The organism is Bacillus sp. HNG (genome assembly GCF_003400205.1).
Classification (GTDB): domain Bacteria; phylum Bacillota; class Bacilli; order Bacillales; family Bacillaceae_L; genus Ferdinandcohnia.
The window spans coordinates 49926-63983 of the sequence record NZ_QUQV01000005.1; the positions used below are offsets into that span (position 1 = coordinate 49926).

A 14058-nucleotide genomic window follows, 5' to 3' on the forward strand; every position below is an offset into this window, starting at 1 on the left:
GTTGTAGTAAACGGCTCAAAGTTCCTTCAAAAAATCCTATGAGATTCTTCACTCAAAGACATTTCATCCAGTATCTTAGCATATTTTGTCCTTAAAGCGCTCTATCAGAGACATTTTGTTCGGTACCCCTAATCGATTTGTCCTTAAAGCGATCTCTCAAAGACATTTCGTTCGGTAACCTTGTACGTTTTGTACTTGACGCGATCTATCAAAGACATATAATTAATTGGTATAGTTTACATGTTTTGTCCTCGACAACAATCATATCAAAAATGTCTACAAGATCTATAGTCACTTTTCTCCTATTGAAAAAATACCCTGGAGTATCACTCCAAGGTACTAATAATCGATCTATTCTACATAATACATAAACCCAATTGCACCTGGCCCAGTGTGGGTGCTGATGACCGGTGTAGTTTCGACGATATCAACGTCAGTATATCCAGTTAGCTTTTTAATCGCATCCTTTAAATTGGTTGCAAGCTCCACTGCATCCACTTGAGCGATTGCCACACCTTTTATCGTTTTATTTCTAACATCCTCTACAAATTTTTCGCTTAAGTATTTCACGATTTTCGCATGGCTTCTTACCTTGGAGACTGGTGTATAGACTCCATCCTGCAAGGAAGCAATTGGTTTAATATTCAATAAAGAGCCAATTAATGCCTTGCCTTTGCCAATTCGGCCACCTTTTACAAGGTTTTCTAATGTGTCAACGGTTACAAACAGAGTAGAATTTTCTCTAATTTCCTCAACCCGTTTTACAATCTCCTCTTTCGAGTGTCCTGCCTTTGCCATTTTTGCAGCTTCAACAACCTGAAATGCTAAGGCTCTAGAGATATACATAGAATCAATCACAGTCACTTTCGATTCACTGATTCTAGCTGCATTCTCAGCAGACGTCACCGTCCCACTCATCCCACCTGTCATGTGGATGGAAATAATTTCACTCCCATCACTTCCTAATTGATCGTAAAGCTCTACGAAATGTCCAACCGCAGGCTGAGAGCTCTTTGGTAACTCAGCTGATTGCTTCATTTTTGTTAAAAATTCATGAGGAGTAATATCCACACGATCTAGAAACGTTACCCCATCAATCGTAATGGATAATGGGACAACGGAGATACCAAGTTCTCTTACTAGCTCCTCTGAAAGATCTGCTGTTGAATCTGTTACGATTTTCACTTTTGTCATACGTTCACTTCCTACTAGCATACATCTATTAGTAATAGCTTGTCCTTTTTTAACGGGTAAATTGCTCATATTTTATGTTTAAAAGCAAAAAAAGAGCCGATTTTATTGTTTTAAAATCAGCCCATTCTAAAACTATGCGTTATGTTTTAACATATCAAGTTGAAAAATACGTTCATAATCAGTCCATTTTAGAACCGTCTTCAAATATTCACGAAACGAATAGATTTGGTTTGGACTTGATTTTGTCATGATTTTCGATAAGAATACCTGTAAACGAAAATCGAGCATAAAGTGATACGTGTTGCCTTTCTCCAATACTGGAATTTCAATTACTTTAACCTTCTGTCCATAACAATTTTTGAACTCTAGGCTTTTGAATAGCAAACTATCAGTCCTTTTTCACCCGTTTCTTATATTATACATGAGAACAAGCCTTTCGTCTTTGTCTAAATATGTTAAAACATTGAATTTTAAATCAACAAATTAAATAAAGTATTTTCTTTGTTTAGTTCACGGAATGGAAACCCTTTTTTCATCATTCTGTTCAATAATGCGTCGTAGTCATCTTTTTGCTTAAGCTCGATCCCAACGAGTGCAGGACCATTTTCCTTATTATTTTTCTTCGTGTATTCAAATCGTGTAATGTCATCGGTTGGCCCTAATACATCAAGTAAGAACTCGCGTAATGCGCCTGCTCTTTGTGGGAAATTCACGATAAAATAGCATTGTAAGCCTTCATACAGCATTGAACGTTCTTTGATTTCCTGCATTCGGCTGATGTCATTATTTCCTCCACTAAGTACACACACTACGGTTTTACCTTTTAACTTATCTTTGTACAAATCTAGAGCCGCAAGTGATAATGCACCTGCAGGTTCCGCAACGATAGCATTTTCATTATATAAGTCCAAAATGGTTGTACAAACCTTCCCCTCAGGGACTACAACAATATCATCCACAAGCTCTTTACTGATTTCATATGTCTTTTCGCCAACTGTTTTTACTGCTGCACCATCAACGAATTTATCAATTTTCGCCAAGGTGGTGACCTCACCATTCGAAATCGAGGTCTTCATGCTTGCTGCACCTGCTGGCTCAACACCAATTACTTTTGTCTCTGGAGAAATGCTCTTCATATAGGTTGAGATACCGGAAATGAGTCCACCTCCACCAATCGCTGCAAACACATAATCTACAGGCTCAGCACAATCGTTTAAAATTTCAACCGCAACAGTTCCTTGACCTGCCATCACATCTGCATCATCAAATGGGTGGATAAACGTCCGATTTTCTCTTTCACTGCATGCCACTGCTTCTTCATAGGAATCATCAAATGTGTCACCAGTTAACACAATATCAACATACTCACGGCCAAAAGCTTCTACCTGAGAGACCTTTTGTCTTGGAGTTGTCGATGGCATAAAGATTTTGCCTTGTATTTTTAACGCAAAACAGGAAAAAGCCACCCCTTGTGCGTGGTTTCCAGCACTTGCACAAACGACTCCATTTTTAAGCTCATCTTCAGTTAAATTTTTAATACGATTATACGCTCCTCTGATTTTAAAAGAGCGAACAATTTGTAAATCCTCTCGTTTTATCAATAAGTTACATTCGTAACGTTCAGATAGTAATTCATTTCTTTGTAAAGGTGTATGGATTATAACATCCTTCAATGTTTGATTTGCTTTTATGATATCCTCTACATGGATTCCATCTAGTTTTTGTTTTACCTCGTGTGCCATGAGCCCCATATCCCCTTTCACGTATTTCCACAACAACACAGTGAAGTATTGAAGATTTAATTTGTTCATTATAACATGAATTAGCCTTTCTGTTGTAAAGTTTTCTAAATATTTTATTACTTTTTTAAAATGAAAACACTTCCATTTTTATTTTAAAGTATAATTTGTGTTATGGATTTGTTAGCAGTATGATGAGAAGAAGAAAAGTGAAGTATGAGGTGAATATTATGACATTTCGGCAAGAAACAGTTAAGGAAGAAATTGCAAATGCCATTACACATGGTCTTGGCGTTTTATTAAGCATACCAGCACTTGTATTGTTAATCGTATTTGCTGTGAAATATGGGGACGTCTGGCACGTAGTAAGCTTCTCAATCTTCGGGGCAACGATGTTTCTTCTTTATTTATTCTCAACCCTTTTACATAGCATCACACATTTAAAAGCCAAAAAGGTATTTGCAATCTTAGATCATTCAGCGATCTATTTATTGATTGCCGGAACCTATACACCTTTTGTTTTAGTTTCAATTGGAGGCTGGTTAGGCTGGACGATTTTTGGAATTGTGTGGGGTCTAGCTGTCATCGGTATCGTGTTTAAAGTCTTTTTTGTAGAAAAATTTATGATCCTTTCAACTGTTTGCTACGTCCTCATGGGCTGGTTGATCGTGATTGGCATTAAGCCATTGTATGAAAGTATTGGGTTTAACGGCTTTATGCTGTTGCTAACGGGTGGAATTCTTTACACGGTTGGCGCTGTGTTTTACGTTTGGAGAAAGCTGCCGTTTAACCATGCGATTTGGCATTTATTCGTGTTGGCGGGTAGTGCTGCGATGTTTTTCTCCGTGCTATTTTATGTTGTCGATGTACCGTTTATTTCATAAATAAAAATCCCGCAGATTTAGTTCTGCGGGATTTTTTCATATACCAAAAACGTATACTCATATGGGTTTTTTTCGTCTTTAATGCCTTTTTCCTTTGAAATGACCTGCCACTCTGCTTTATCGAATGCTGGAAAATAAGTGTCTCCTTCAAACTCCTCATCGATTACGGTTATGTATAGACGGTCTGAGTATGGAAGAATTTCTTTGAAAATCTCGGCCCCACCGATCACAAATAGCTCCTGTTCGGTTTCTTCACTCATTTTGACGATTTCATCAATGGAATGAATCACTTTACAGCCTTCTGCTTTGTAAGAAGTGTCACGAGTTACTATGATATTTTCTCGACCAGGTAGAGGTCGTCCAATTGAATCATACGTTTTTCTCCCCATGATGATAGGGTGACCCATCGTAACCCTTTTAAAATAAGCTAAATCGGCTGGTAATCTCCATGGAAGATCATTGTCTTTACCGATTAGTTGGTTTTTATCCATTGCTAGTAGTAATGAAATCATATTTATCATCCTCACTAAAAAAGATCCTAAGGTCGATTATACCTTAGGATCTTAGAAATAGAAATGCTTTAAACGGCAACTGGTGCCTTAATCGAAGGGTGTGGTTCATATCCCACAATTTCAAGGTCGTCCATTTCAAAGTCAAACACGGATTCTACAGCCGGATTTAATTTAAGAGTCGGAAACGGACGAGGTTCACGACTTAGCTGTAAGTTTACTTGCTCGATGTGATTAGTGTAAATATGGGCATCCCCAATCGTATGGATGAAATCCCCTACTTCTAATCCGCATTCAAAAGCAATTAAATGCGTTAAAAGTGCATAGCTCGCGATGTTGAAGGGAATTCCTAAAAATAAATCGCCAGATCGCTGATACAACTGGCAACTCAATTTCCCATCTGCCACATAAAACTGGAACAGGCTATGACAAGGTGGCAAAGCCATGAATTCCACATCACCAGGGTTGTAGCCAACAACAAGATGGCGTCTGCTATCTGGATTGTTTTTAATTTGGTTGATGACATTTTTCAACTGATCAATGGTCTCTCCACGTGAGGATTCCCACGCTCTCCACTGTTTCCCATAAACCGGGCCAAGCTCGCCGTATTTAGCAGCAAACTCATCATCCTCTAGAATTCGTCCTTTAAACTTGTCCATTTCACCCTGATACAACTCATTAAAATCTGGGTCCTTCTGGCTTCGAATACCGAAATCCGTCATGTCTGGTCCATCATATTCATCGCTCTCAACCCAATTTTTAAAAGCCCATTCATTCCAAATATTATTGTTGTTCTTTAGAAGATACCTAATATTCGTATCCCCTTTAATAAACCAAAGCAGTTCGCTCGCAATGAGCCGGAAAGGAACTCTTTTCGTTGTAAGTAAAGGAAAGCCCTCACTTAAGTTAAAACGCATTTGGTACCCAAACACAGAAACTGTCCCTGTCCCAGTACGGTCCATTTTTTTCGTACCATTTTCAAGCACATGCTTTAAGAGACCTAAATACGCATTTTCTCCATGTTTCAATAGATTCACTCCCTACTAAACTTCATGCTATTATCTTACTACAAATAAAAGCCTATTTCATTGCTGAGTTTCACCTAATTCGACAAAAAGTTCGTAAGTCATCGGTGCCGCTAGCTTCAATTGATTTCTTGACTGTTCAGATAGATAGTACATCGCGAAGGTTTCAGCGAAATATTCTTCGGGATAGTCACTAAAATAAGCACGATTCGGGAATAATTGGTTCACTTCGTTTTTCCAAATGGATAGAAATGTCGGATCCTCACTGATTGAATCTAACACAAAACTATCAATCGAATGGGCTAGCTCATGTAGCTCTAAATTGGTAGACCCATGACCTTTTCCTTTTTCACTATACCCAATCTTTGCGAGTACGACCTCAGAGCCACCAATTCCAGGTACATCGTCCCATGTTGGACCATTTTGACTATACCCACGGGGCTTTTTCCCCTTCAGATAAGCAGCAGTGGGCTCGTCCGTTAAAAAACCTGTAAAAAGCTTCAGGACAACGCCATCATCAACTAAACCTTGTAAAATAAATTCATCAATATGATTAACACGTTTAATCATTTTTGCTGCTGCAGCTTCATTAAACTTTGTCTCTGGTAATAAAATAATCTCTTTTAAGGAATCATAGTTTTTCAAATTAGATGTTTCCGTATATAGTGTCAGTGATTGATAATCTTTTAGTGGAATTCCATGAGGCGACGCTTCACCAGGATGATAAGTAAAGCCAACAAGAACGAATAGAAGTGTAAGAATACCTATTTTTTTCATAAGAATGCTCTCCCTAAAAATGTCAATAGATTCATAGATGCAAAAGTGCACTCTTCTATCAAATTGTAAAAATAGTATAACATATTTTAAATAATGGGTCTGCTAGATAAGGAGTGGAAACTTCTACTAAGAGGAAACAAAAAAGGCAGTCCAAAAGCTCGTAAATTCAGCCTTGAACTACCTTTTTCTTTTATTAACTTAGCCATTTCGGCGGAGTGTTTTTGTCCCAATAAATATCGCCTAACGCATGATGTGTTTGAAACCCATCATGATGTGTGTGGTAGTGGAAATTAAACCAATAGCCATCCTGTGGTGGATGATCTTTGCGCACATGGAAGCGAACAATATCCTTCCCACTTGTTTTATCAAAAATATGGAAGATCTTTTCCCCATTTCCGCCAGAAGGTTGCTCTGAAATTTCAAGTTGATCAAGCTGCTCTGTTGGGTACTGCTCTGCTAATAATTCAATGACACTTTCAATTTTAGGCAAAATTTCAAGACGAAATTCATCCTCAATAACAGGTCCGATTTTGCTTCCGAATTTCTCGAAAGACTTACTTTCTGCCTGTGTCATCGCGTACGTAACAAAGCTTCTACTTTCATATCCATAATTCGATTCAAACTCAGAATATAACTTTGATTCAGCATTTTGTTCATTTATCGCATTTAACTTACTTGGTTTATCCGCATCTGGTTGCTCCATTGTGAGAGCAGGTGGAGGCGCTACCAATCCAAGCGTTAAAATGGAAAATGAAACAACTAATGCTTTCCGCAACCATTTTTTCATAACCTAAACGCCCTTTCAACACATTTAACCATATGCCCATTTTAACACAATCTCAAAAAAAATTTTACTATGAAAATAACAAAATATAAAAAAATAAGGATAAATGCCCATACTATTTAAGCGACATTAGGAATTATTTAGAAAAAATAAAGTTCATAAAATCTTCATTATTTGATAAAATAGGGGTACTATACATATCTGAAAGGTGGAACTAAGTGAAATGGATTGGATTTTTGGTATCGCTAGCGTAGTAACATTAGTATATTTTATCTTTTGTTGTGTGGCTGATTAATAAAAACCCGCTTTCGAAGCGGGCTTTTTTTGTAGAAGTAGGTTACATATTCTTTTTCTTCTTCCTTGAAGAATCCATTGCCATTCTTCCTGTTTCTTGATTCGTTGTTCCTTGCCCTTCTACATTTGCTGAACTTAATCCAACTGTTGAAGGATCTTTTTTACGTTTTGCCATGATCATCACCTCCGTTATATAAAATCTCCAAAGGTGTAGCAAAATATCAGGAACCCTCTACATCAATGACACCAAAATGGAATTTTGCTGTCTTTCGCTTGAAAACAGTGAATCCATATCTCTCAAATTGCTCGCTTTTCCAGTGGTCCTTAAGTACCACTTTTTGTTTCGCGACTCGCTTTGCGGCTTCAATCGCTTTAGGAGTTAGAGTGGAATAAATTGCGAAATTGCGAAGTCCTTTGATCCCTTCCGATTCTTCAATAGATTCTTCAAACATTGGATCAAAATAGACGACATCAAAACTGTTTGTAGGACAGTTTGCTAAAAAACGTTCATATTTCACATGCTGCACATCAATCCGGGCCATCGCCTCATTCATCAATGAGTAACCGGTATCCCAGCTTTTCAAACCGCCTTTTAACAGATAATACAAATACTTGTTTCCTTCTAAAGACACAACTTTTCCAGACTTACCAACGACAAAGCTTGCCACAATACTGTCAGATCCCAAGCCTAGTGTACAATCTAAAATAGTGTTTCCATTCGCCAGACCTGAAGACTGAATAAATGGATCATGTTCTCCTTTTGCTATTCGCTTCATCCGAAACATTGCTGAATTCGGATGAAAGAATAGTGGTTCGGTTCCCTGCCAAGGATGAATTTCAATTCGATTTTTCCCAACAACAAGAATATCGTCTTCTGCTTGTTCTTGAAGTTTAAGGATCGATTGTTTATTTCTTTGAATATAAGGAACTGAAAGTTCAGCCGCAACATTTTTAGCCAATCTCACCATTTCATCATTCGTTCGTCCTGCAGTTGTTACAATCATATCAATCACCTATTTGCACAAAAAAAGATGTCATATTGACATCTTTTCATCAGACTTTTAAACACATCTTTTAGCAATGCTCATTTAATGCAGAAGTTATGTTTTCCATAATGCCTTCCATTGAATTTGTTTCAATTTCATGACGTGGAATGAAATGTACAACTTCCTTGCCTTTTAACAACGCCATTGATGGAGAAGATGGCTCATAGCCCTCAAAATACTCTCTCATCTTTGCAGTTGCATCTTTATCTTGACCAGCAAATACAGTTACAAGATGATCCGGCTTTTTCTCGTTATTTAGAATTGCTTGTGTTACAGCAGGTCTTGCAAGTCCAGCCGCACAACCACATACAGAGTTCACAACAACAAGTGTTGTACCTTCCGCTTTCTCCATGAAGTTTTCAACTTCTTCTTCTGATTGAAGCTCTTCAAAGCCCGCTACTACTAACTCCTGGCGCATCGGCTTTACGATTTGCTTCATATATTCATCATATGCCATTGACATATTGAATCCCTCCCTCTTATTTCATAAAACAAGCATACTATTTTGAACTTGCAAAATCAATTTTCAAACACCAACTAATCCCATTTCTTTAAATTAAAATGTACTCAATAACTTTTTATTTATTCCTGCTTTCCGTCATTTGCTTCCAAACGGAGCCCTTTGCTTCCTCGCCACCTTCGATTCTTTCGATGGCCAGCTTGATTTGCATTTTCACTTCAAATTCAGGATCGTTTTCCGCCGCTTTAAGTGCATCAAGTGCGGTTTCATCGCCAACCTCATATAAAAACATAGCAGCACGCCATCTTACAAGCTTACTTGGATCTTTCAAAGCCTCACACATCGGACCAATTGCAGCTGGGTCGCCGATATCTGATAAACAGTCTCCTGCTGTTCTTCTGACTGTAACGGACTTATCCTTTAATGCCTCATACAAATATGGTAATACGAGTGGCTTTTCAATCATACCTAAATAAACAGTTGCTAACCGACGGATTGACGGTTTTTCATCTTTTAAGGCTTTCGCAAGTACAGGAACATCATCTTCTTCCGGATCCATTTGCTCTAACCTTGCATAGCGGTTTGTCCAATCAGGATCATCCAACATCTCCAATGTTACCTTATAGGATTGACGTTTTTGGATAGTTGGTGCTGATGTTTGTTCCGAAATTTGCTTTACAATACGATCGAGTCGTTCTTTCGGATAGGCAGCCGCAAGCTCTTCAACAACTTCCTTTCCAATTTCATCATGATTGCCATAGCGCACGCCTTGTTCCTTCCATTCGCGTTCCAGCACAACGTTTCCTGAAACCTCTTGGGCATGTAACAAGCTTTCCCTGAACACGTCAGGTAATCCAAAACGGAACTCTTGTTCACCATCATGAAGCTTAACCTGCATTGGGAGTCCTTTATACATTTGTACAAAAACCTTTACTTCTCCAAAATGTTCATCAAGCTTCGGTCCTTCTTTTTCCCCTTCTGTCACATCTTCTCCAAACACTTTACGTACATTTGGTAAAAGCTCCTGCCAGTCATATCTTGCATTTCTTTCAACTGCTAAAAAGTCGGCAACATGATAAACACCTTTAATGCCTTCGATACCCATAATCTCTTTAATTAGTGGTGGTGCTTGATCTATGTTTTCCTTTTTATAATTATTGCTTTTTCCCTTTGGTAGTTCCTCGTCTAATATAATTTTCATTGTATTCGGACTAGGTGTTGGTTCAATTGATTTTATTTTCATATCTACCGCTCCTTCTCCTACGAAATCAACTACCGTAATTGTAGCACACGCAATTACCCATAATCCATTACGGGAGCTTATGATAGCCACAGTCCAGCTGCTAATTTGTAATGTTTCTGTAAAAAACCCTCTTACACCTTGAAACAACTGTGTTTTGTTACTAATCATACTTGTCTTATTTTAGCGCTTTTGTACTAAATATCTGAATTTTTGTCATAATAGCTTATTTACCGAAATATCTTAAAATTGTGCTCATGTATGAGCTGTTTTCGCTTTTGTTAGGATAAGGATTGAAATCGTAATACATCTTTTCCTTAGTTAAGGTACGCATCTCTTCCATAGCATTTTTATCCAACAAACTTTTCGAAAACTACATTATTTTTGCTTTTTGCAAACATCAAGGAGGTACTTCAATGAAAAAACGCTATGGAACCCGCGAAGCAATTGTCATAACGTCTCTTGCGGCTGGATTTTTCTTTGGCGCCCCACTTGCAGCAGATGCATCAGAAAAGCAAAACCTAGACCCTTTAATAGATAAAAACTATCAATTTGATACAAAACAGGAATTACGGTACGGTCACACCGGTTATCCAGTTCGCTTTCTTCAATTTGAGTTACATAAATTAAATTTTTACTATGAAACAATCGATGGTCACTATGGTGCATCAACTCAAGAAGCCGTTAAAAGATTTCAAGAATTATATGATTTAAAGACCGATGGAATTGCCGGAGAAACAACACTAGAAAAACTGAACGAAGTAATATTACAGCCAAAGCCAGCTTTCTACACAATTGGTGACGAGGGTCCTGCCGTAAAACAGCTACAAACCAAATTACAAAGACTGCGATTTTATAGCGGATTGATTGATGGCAAATTTGAATCAGTTACCGAGGCAAGTGTGAAGGCTTACCAAAAGAAGTTTAATTTAGAAACAAATGGGTTAGCAACCGAAGAAACGATTGACCATATCATGAAAAATAAAAATGTAAGGGGTCTCACCATCAAAAAAGCTACAGTTGTGACGGCTCAGCCAAGGTCAAACAATCCTGAAACCACTGAGGCACCAGCAGAACCAATTGAAGCTCCACCTGTAGATGCAAGTGTAATTTCAATAGCAATGAATTATATGGGGGTTCCTTATGTCTGGGGAGGCACTTCACCAAATGGCTTCGATTGCAGTGGCTTTTTACAATTTGTTTATGCTCAAAAAGGGGTAAACCTCTCACGAACAGTTCCAGGCATTTGGAGCCAGGGGGCAAGTGTGTCTGCACCTAGCGTTGGTGATATTGTCTTTTTTCAAACGTATAAGCCTGGCCCATCACATGCAGGCATTTACCTCGGAAACAATAAATTTATTCACGCAGATTCGACGGATGGTGTGAGTATTGATGATATGACGATTTCCTACTGGCAATCACGATACTTGGGCGCGAAACGACTATAAAGCAAAAAGGCCCGGTTTATGCCGGGCCCACTCTTCTTATTCACTTACCATTTCTGATAGTTCTGCCCATCTTTCCATTAACCGGTCAAGCACCTCAGATTCCTTCGCATGCTCATCCATTGCCTGCTGAGCTTTTTGGTAGTCACTTCCTGCTGCTTCAATTTCTTTCACCAGTGCAGCAACCTTCTCTTCTTGGGCTTCAATTTTCCCTTCAATCTCATCCCACTCAAGCTGATCCTTGTAGGAAAGCTTCTTTTTCTTTGGCTTCGGTGCCTCCTGTGATGATGCTTTTTCAACCTTTACTTTTTGTACAGCTTGAGCCGCTTCTACTGTATTTTTCTCAAGATAATCCGAGTAATCTCCAAAAAAGGTTGTAATCTTATGTCCCTCTCCAAAAACTAAGAGCTGGTCTGTTACCTTATCCAAGAAGTAGCGATCATGTGAGACCGTGATTACCACACCTGGGAACTCCTCCAAATAATCCTCTAGCACGGTTAATGTTTGAGTATCCAAATCATTTGTCGGCTCATCCAATAATAATACATTTGGTTCACCCATAATGATTTTCAACAAGTACAGCCGTCTTCTTTCTCCACCAGATAGCTTCCGAATGGGCGTACCATGAGTGTGCATAGGAAATAAGAAACGCTCTAGCATTTGAGCTGCTGAAATCATTTTTCCATCAAGGGTATGAATCATTTCAGCCGTTTCTTTGATATATTCAATCATTCGTTTATTAACATCCATATCCATGCTTTCCTGTGTATAATAAGCAAGTTTAACCGTTTGACCAATCTCAATCTCGCCTTCATCCACTGGAATTCTACCCGCAATGATATTTAATAATGTGGATTTCCCGCTTCCATTTCGACCCACAATTCCAATTCGGTCACCTGGCTTAACGAGCAAATTCACATCCTCCAAAATTTTCATCCCATTAAAGCTTTTTGACACATTTTTTAGCTCAATGACCTTTTTACCGAGCCTACTGCCGCCAACTGAAATATCCAGTGTTTCGGTATTCACTGTCTTTTTGCCATTCTCAATTTCTTCAAATCGTTGAATTCGTGCTTTTTGCTTGGTTGTTCTGGCCTTAGCCCCACGACGAATCCAAGCCAGCTCACGTCTGTATAAATTTTGACGCTTTAATTCAGAGGCCTGCTCCTGCTCCATCCGAAGCGCTTTTGCCTCTAAAAAGCTACTATAGTTCCCTGTATAGGTATAAAGATTACCCTCATCTAATTCGATAATTCGGTTTGTTACTCGGTCTAAAAAGTACCGATCATGGGTAACAACTAATAAAGCTCCATTGTATTTAGCTAGATAATCCTCAAGCCATTTAATCGTGTCGTAATCCAAATGGTTTGTCGGCTCATCTAGAATCAGTAAGTCCGGTACCTCAATTAAGCTTTGGGCTAGTGCCACACGCTTCTTTTGTCCCCCTGAAAGTTCCATTACATCTTGAGAAAAGTCCATTATACCTAGCTTTGATAAGACTGCCTTTGCGTTTGAATTGGCTTCCCACGCATTTGCTGCATCCATTTTTTGCTGGAGATCATATAGTCTTTCCTGATTCGTTGTGCTCATCGGTTCCTTTTCGATTCGAATCATCGCTTCTTCATATTCTTTTAATAACCGAAGGAGTGGTGTATTGCCTTGAAAGACTTGGTCGAGGACGGTATTTCCGATTGAAAATTCAGGCTGTTGCGGTAAATAGCTGATTGTGTATCCCTTCGAGTGGGTAATTTCCCCACGGTCCGCTTCTTCCACACCTGCAATGATTTTTAAAAGCGTTGATTTACCTGTTCCATTGACACCGATGATGCCAATTCGTTCATTATCTGTAATGCTAAAGGATATATCCTCGAACAATGTTTTTTCGGCATAGCTTTTTGATAAATTTTCAACGGTTAAAAGCCTCATAACTGTCCATTCCATTCTTTATAAAATTGATCAAGAAACGCAGTCATGAAATCATGACGTTCTTGGGCTGCTTCTTTTGCTGCATTCGTATTAAGAGTATCCTTTAATTTTAATAATTTCTCATAAAAATGATTGACTGCTGTTGATTTTCCATTTCGGTATTCTTCCTTTGTCATGACTTCCCGATATGGTAGATTAGGATCATAGATAAGATCACCGTGTGCTCCTGCGTACGCAAAGGTTCGCGCAATCCCTATTGCACCGATTGCGTCCAAACGATCAGCGTCCTGGACAACCTGTCCCTCAATGGTTTTCATTGGTGGCCGGTTGCCTCCCTTAAAGGACATAGTCGAAATAATTTCAATGATCTCTTCTTGTTCAGTTTCTGGTAGAGGTAAGGAAGTTAACCAATCACGAACCTTCCAGAGTCCTTCTTCCTCTGAATTATTTAATTTTTCGTCTGCCACATCATGTAATAATGCCGCCATTTCGACGATAAATACATTTGCTTGTTCTTTTTCTGCAAGTTGTATAGCAGCCTTTCTGACGCGTTCAATATGATACCAGTCATGGCCACTGCTATCATGCTGCAAAATATGTTTAACAAAAGTAATCGTTTTTTCAATCATTTGTTGTTGCTTCATTTTATCCTCCACCGACATCAATATCGTATCCATTGTATCATAAAATGCCCCCACTAATCTGTCGCGTACCTATAAACCTTTGCATAAAATA

The 14058-nt window shown here is 38.6% G+C and carries 15 protein-coding genes; 2 read left to right on the plus strand and 13 right to left on the minus strand.

What is annotated here, in order from left to right; all coding sequences use genetic code 11:
• Nucleotides 1–351 precede the first annotated feature (351 nt).
• The 3 genes from DZB84_RS10750 to ilvA all read right to left on the minus strand — a co-directional run bounded on the left by DZB84_RS10750 (nucleotide 352) and on the right by ilvA (nucleotide 2936).
• Nucleotides 352–1194, minus strand: a complete 843-nt coding sequence (locus DZB84_RS10750) for a DegV family protein (protein WP_116352264.1) — start codon at nucleotides 1192–1194, stop codon at nucleotides 352–354.
• Between the two features lie 132 nt (nucleotides 1195–1326).
• On the minus strand, nucleotides 1327–1578 hold the full coding sequence (locus DZB84_RS10755) for a DUF2535 family protein (protein WP_116352265.1): 252 nt from the start codon (nucleotides 1576–1578) through the stop codon (nucleotides 1327–1329).
• Between the two features lie 86 nt (nucleotides 1579–1664).
• Nucleotides 1665–2936: a threonine ammonia-lyase IlvA gene (ilvA, locus tag DZB84_RS10760; protein WP_116352266.1), complete on the minus strand. Its 1272-nt coding sequence runs from the start codon at nucleotides 2934–2936 to the stop codon at nucleotides 1665–1667.
• A gap of 227 nt (nucleotides 2937–3163) precedes the next feature.
• Here ilvA and trhA point away from each other — a divergent pair, with 227 nt between their 5' ends.
• On the plus strand, nucleotides 3164–3817 hold the full coding sequence (trhA, locus tag DZB84_RS10765) for a PAQR family membrane homeostasis protein TrhA (protein ID WP_116352267.1): 654 nt from the start codon (nucleotides 3164–3166) through the stop codon (nucleotides 3815–3817).
• Between the two features lie 17 nt (nucleotides 3818–3834).
• Here the strand turns inward: trhA and DZB84_RS10770 are convergent, their stop codons facing one another.
• The 8 genes from DZB84_RS10770 to DZB84_RS10805 all read right to left on the minus strand — a co-directional run bounded on the left by DZB84_RS10770 (nucleotide 3835) and on the right by DZB84_RS10805 (nucleotide 9955).
• Nucleotides 3835–4329, minus strand: coding sequence for a dihydrofolate reductase (locus tag DZB84_RS10770; protein ID WP_116352268.1), 495 nt, complete (start codon nucleotides 4327–4329; stop codon nucleotides 3835–3837).
• A 68-nt stretch (nucleotides 4330–4397) separates the two neighbouring features.
• Nucleotides 4398–5354 carry a thymidylate synthase gene (locus DZB84_RS10775; RefSeq protein ID WP_116352269.1) on the minus strand — a complete coding sequence of 319 codons (957 nt, stop codon included), beginning with the start codon at nucleotides 5352–5354 and terminating at the stop codon, nucleotides 4398–4400.
• Between the two features lie 57 nt (nucleotides 5355–5411).
• Nucleotides 5412–6128 (minus strand): anthrax toxin lethal factor-related metalloendopeptidase, encoded by a 717-nt coding sequence (locus DZB84_RS10780; RefSeq protein WP_116352270.1) that lies wholly within the window; start codon nucleotides 6126–6128, stop codon nucleotides 5412–5414.
• A gap of 193 nt (nucleotides 6129–6321) precedes the next feature.
• Entirely contained in the window at nucleotides 6322–6915 is a 594-nt protein-coding gene (locus DZB84_RS10785; protein WP_116352271.1) for a YpjP family protein, read from the minus strand.
• 334 nt (nucleotides 6916–7249) lie between these two features.
• Entirely contained in the window at nucleotides 7250–7381 is a 132-nt protein-coding gene (locus DZB84_RS10790; protein WP_116352272.1) for a YuzL family protein, read from the minus strand.
• A gap of 46 nt (nucleotides 7382–7427) precedes the next feature.
• Nucleotides 7428–8210, minus strand: a complete 783-nt coding sequence (locus tag DZB84_RS10795) for a class I SAM-dependent methyltransferase (protein ID WP_116352273.1) — start codon at nucleotides 8208–8210, stop codon at nucleotides 7428–7430.
• Between the two features lie 70 nt (nucleotides 8211–8280).
• Nucleotides 8281–8715: a BrxA/BrxB family bacilliredoxin gene (locus tag DZB84_RS10800; RefSeq protein ID WP_116352274.1), complete on the minus strand. Its 435-nt coding sequence runs from the start codon at nucleotides 8713–8715 to the stop codon at nucleotides 8281–8283.
• Between the two features lie 115 nt (nucleotides 8716–8830).
• Nucleotides 8831–9955: a conserved virulence factor C family protein gene (locus tag DZB84_RS10805; protein ID WP_116352538.1), complete on the minus strand. Its 1125-nt coding sequence runs from the start codon at nucleotides 9953–9955 to the stop codon at nucleotides 8831–8833.
• A 413-nt stretch (nucleotides 9956–10368) separates the two neighbouring features.
• Between DZB84_RS10805 and DZB84_RS10810 the strand changes: the two genes are divergently transcribed.
• Nucleotides 10369–11400, plus strand: a complete 1032-nt coding sequence (locus DZB84_RS10810; protein ID WP_116352275.1) for a C40 family peptidase — start codon at nucleotides 10369–10371, stop codon at nucleotides 11398–11400.
• 36 nt (nucleotides 11401–11436) lie between these two features.
• Here DZB84_RS10810 and DZB84_RS10815 read toward each other — a convergent pair whose 3' ends face one another.
• Both DZB84_RS10815 and DZB84_RS10820 read right to left on the minus strand, forming a co-directional pair.
• Nucleotides 11437–13323 (minus strand): ABC-F family ATP-binding cassette domain-containing protein, encoded by a 1887-nt coding sequence (locus DZB84_RS10815; RefSeq protein ID WP_116352276.1) that lies wholly within the window; start codon nucleotides 13321–13323, stop codon nucleotides 11437–11439.
• Nucleotides 13320–13967, minus strand: a complete 648-nt coding sequence (locus tag DZB84_RS10820) for an HD domain-containing protein (RefSeq protein WP_116352277.1) — start codon at nucleotides 13965–13967, stop codon at nucleotides 13320–13322. The genes DZB84_RS10815 and DZB84_RS10820 overlap by 4 nt, the downstream gene beginning before the upstream one ends.
• Nucleotides 13968–14058: the final 91 nt, after the last annotated feature.

Coding starts and splice junctions, on each gene's coding strand:
- DZB84_RS10790 (WP_116352272.1), bottom strand. CDS start 7,381: ATGGCAAAACGTAAAAAAGATCCTTCAACAGTTGGATTAAGTTCAGCA.
- DZB84_RS10750 (WP_116352264.1), bottom strand. CDS start 1,194: ATGACAAAAGTGAAAATCGTAACAGATTCAACAGCAGATCTTTCAGAG.
- ilvA (WP_116352266.1), bottom strand. CDS start 2,936: ATGGCACACGAGGTAAAACAAAAACTAGATGGAATCCATGTAGAGGAT.
- DZB84_RS10770 (WP_116352268.1), bottom strand. CDS start 4,329: ATGATTTCATTACTACTAGCAATGGATAAAAACCAACTAATCGGTAAA.
- DZB84_RS10785 (WP_116352271.1), bottom strand. CDS start 6,915: ATGAAAAAATGGTTGCGGAAAGCATTAGTTGTTTCATTTTCCATTTTA.
- DZB84_RS10815 (WP_116352276.1), bottom strand. CDS start 13,323: ATGAGGCTTTTAACCGTTGAAAATTTATCAAAAAGCTATGCCGAAAAA.
- DZB84_RS10820 (WP_116352277.1), bottom strand. CDS start 13,967: ATGAAGCAACAACAAATGATTGAAAAAACGATTACTTTTGTTAAACAT.
- DZB84_RS10780 (WP_116352270.1), bottom strand. CDS start 6,128: ATGAAAAAAATAGGTATTCTTACACTTCTATTCGTTCTTGTTGGCTTT.
- DZB84_RS10800 (WP_116352274.1), bottom strand. CDS start 8,715: ATGTCAATGGCATATGATGAATATATGAAGCAAATCGTAAAGCCGATG.
- DZB84_RS10810 (WP_116352275.1), top strand. CDS start 10,369: ATGAAAAAACGCTATGGAACCCGCGAAGCAATTGTCATAACGTCTCTT.
- trhA (WP_116352267.1), top strand. CDS start 3,164: ATGACATTTCGGCAAGAAACAGTTAAGGAAGAAATTGCAAATGCCATT.
- DZB84_RS10805 (WP_116352538.1), bottom strand. CDS start 9,955: ATGAAAATAAAATCAATTGAACCAACACCTAGTCCGAATACAATGAAA.
- DZB84_RS10795 (WP_116352273.1), bottom strand. CDS start 8,210: ATGATTGTAACAACTGCAGGACGAACGAATGATGAAATGGTGAGATTG.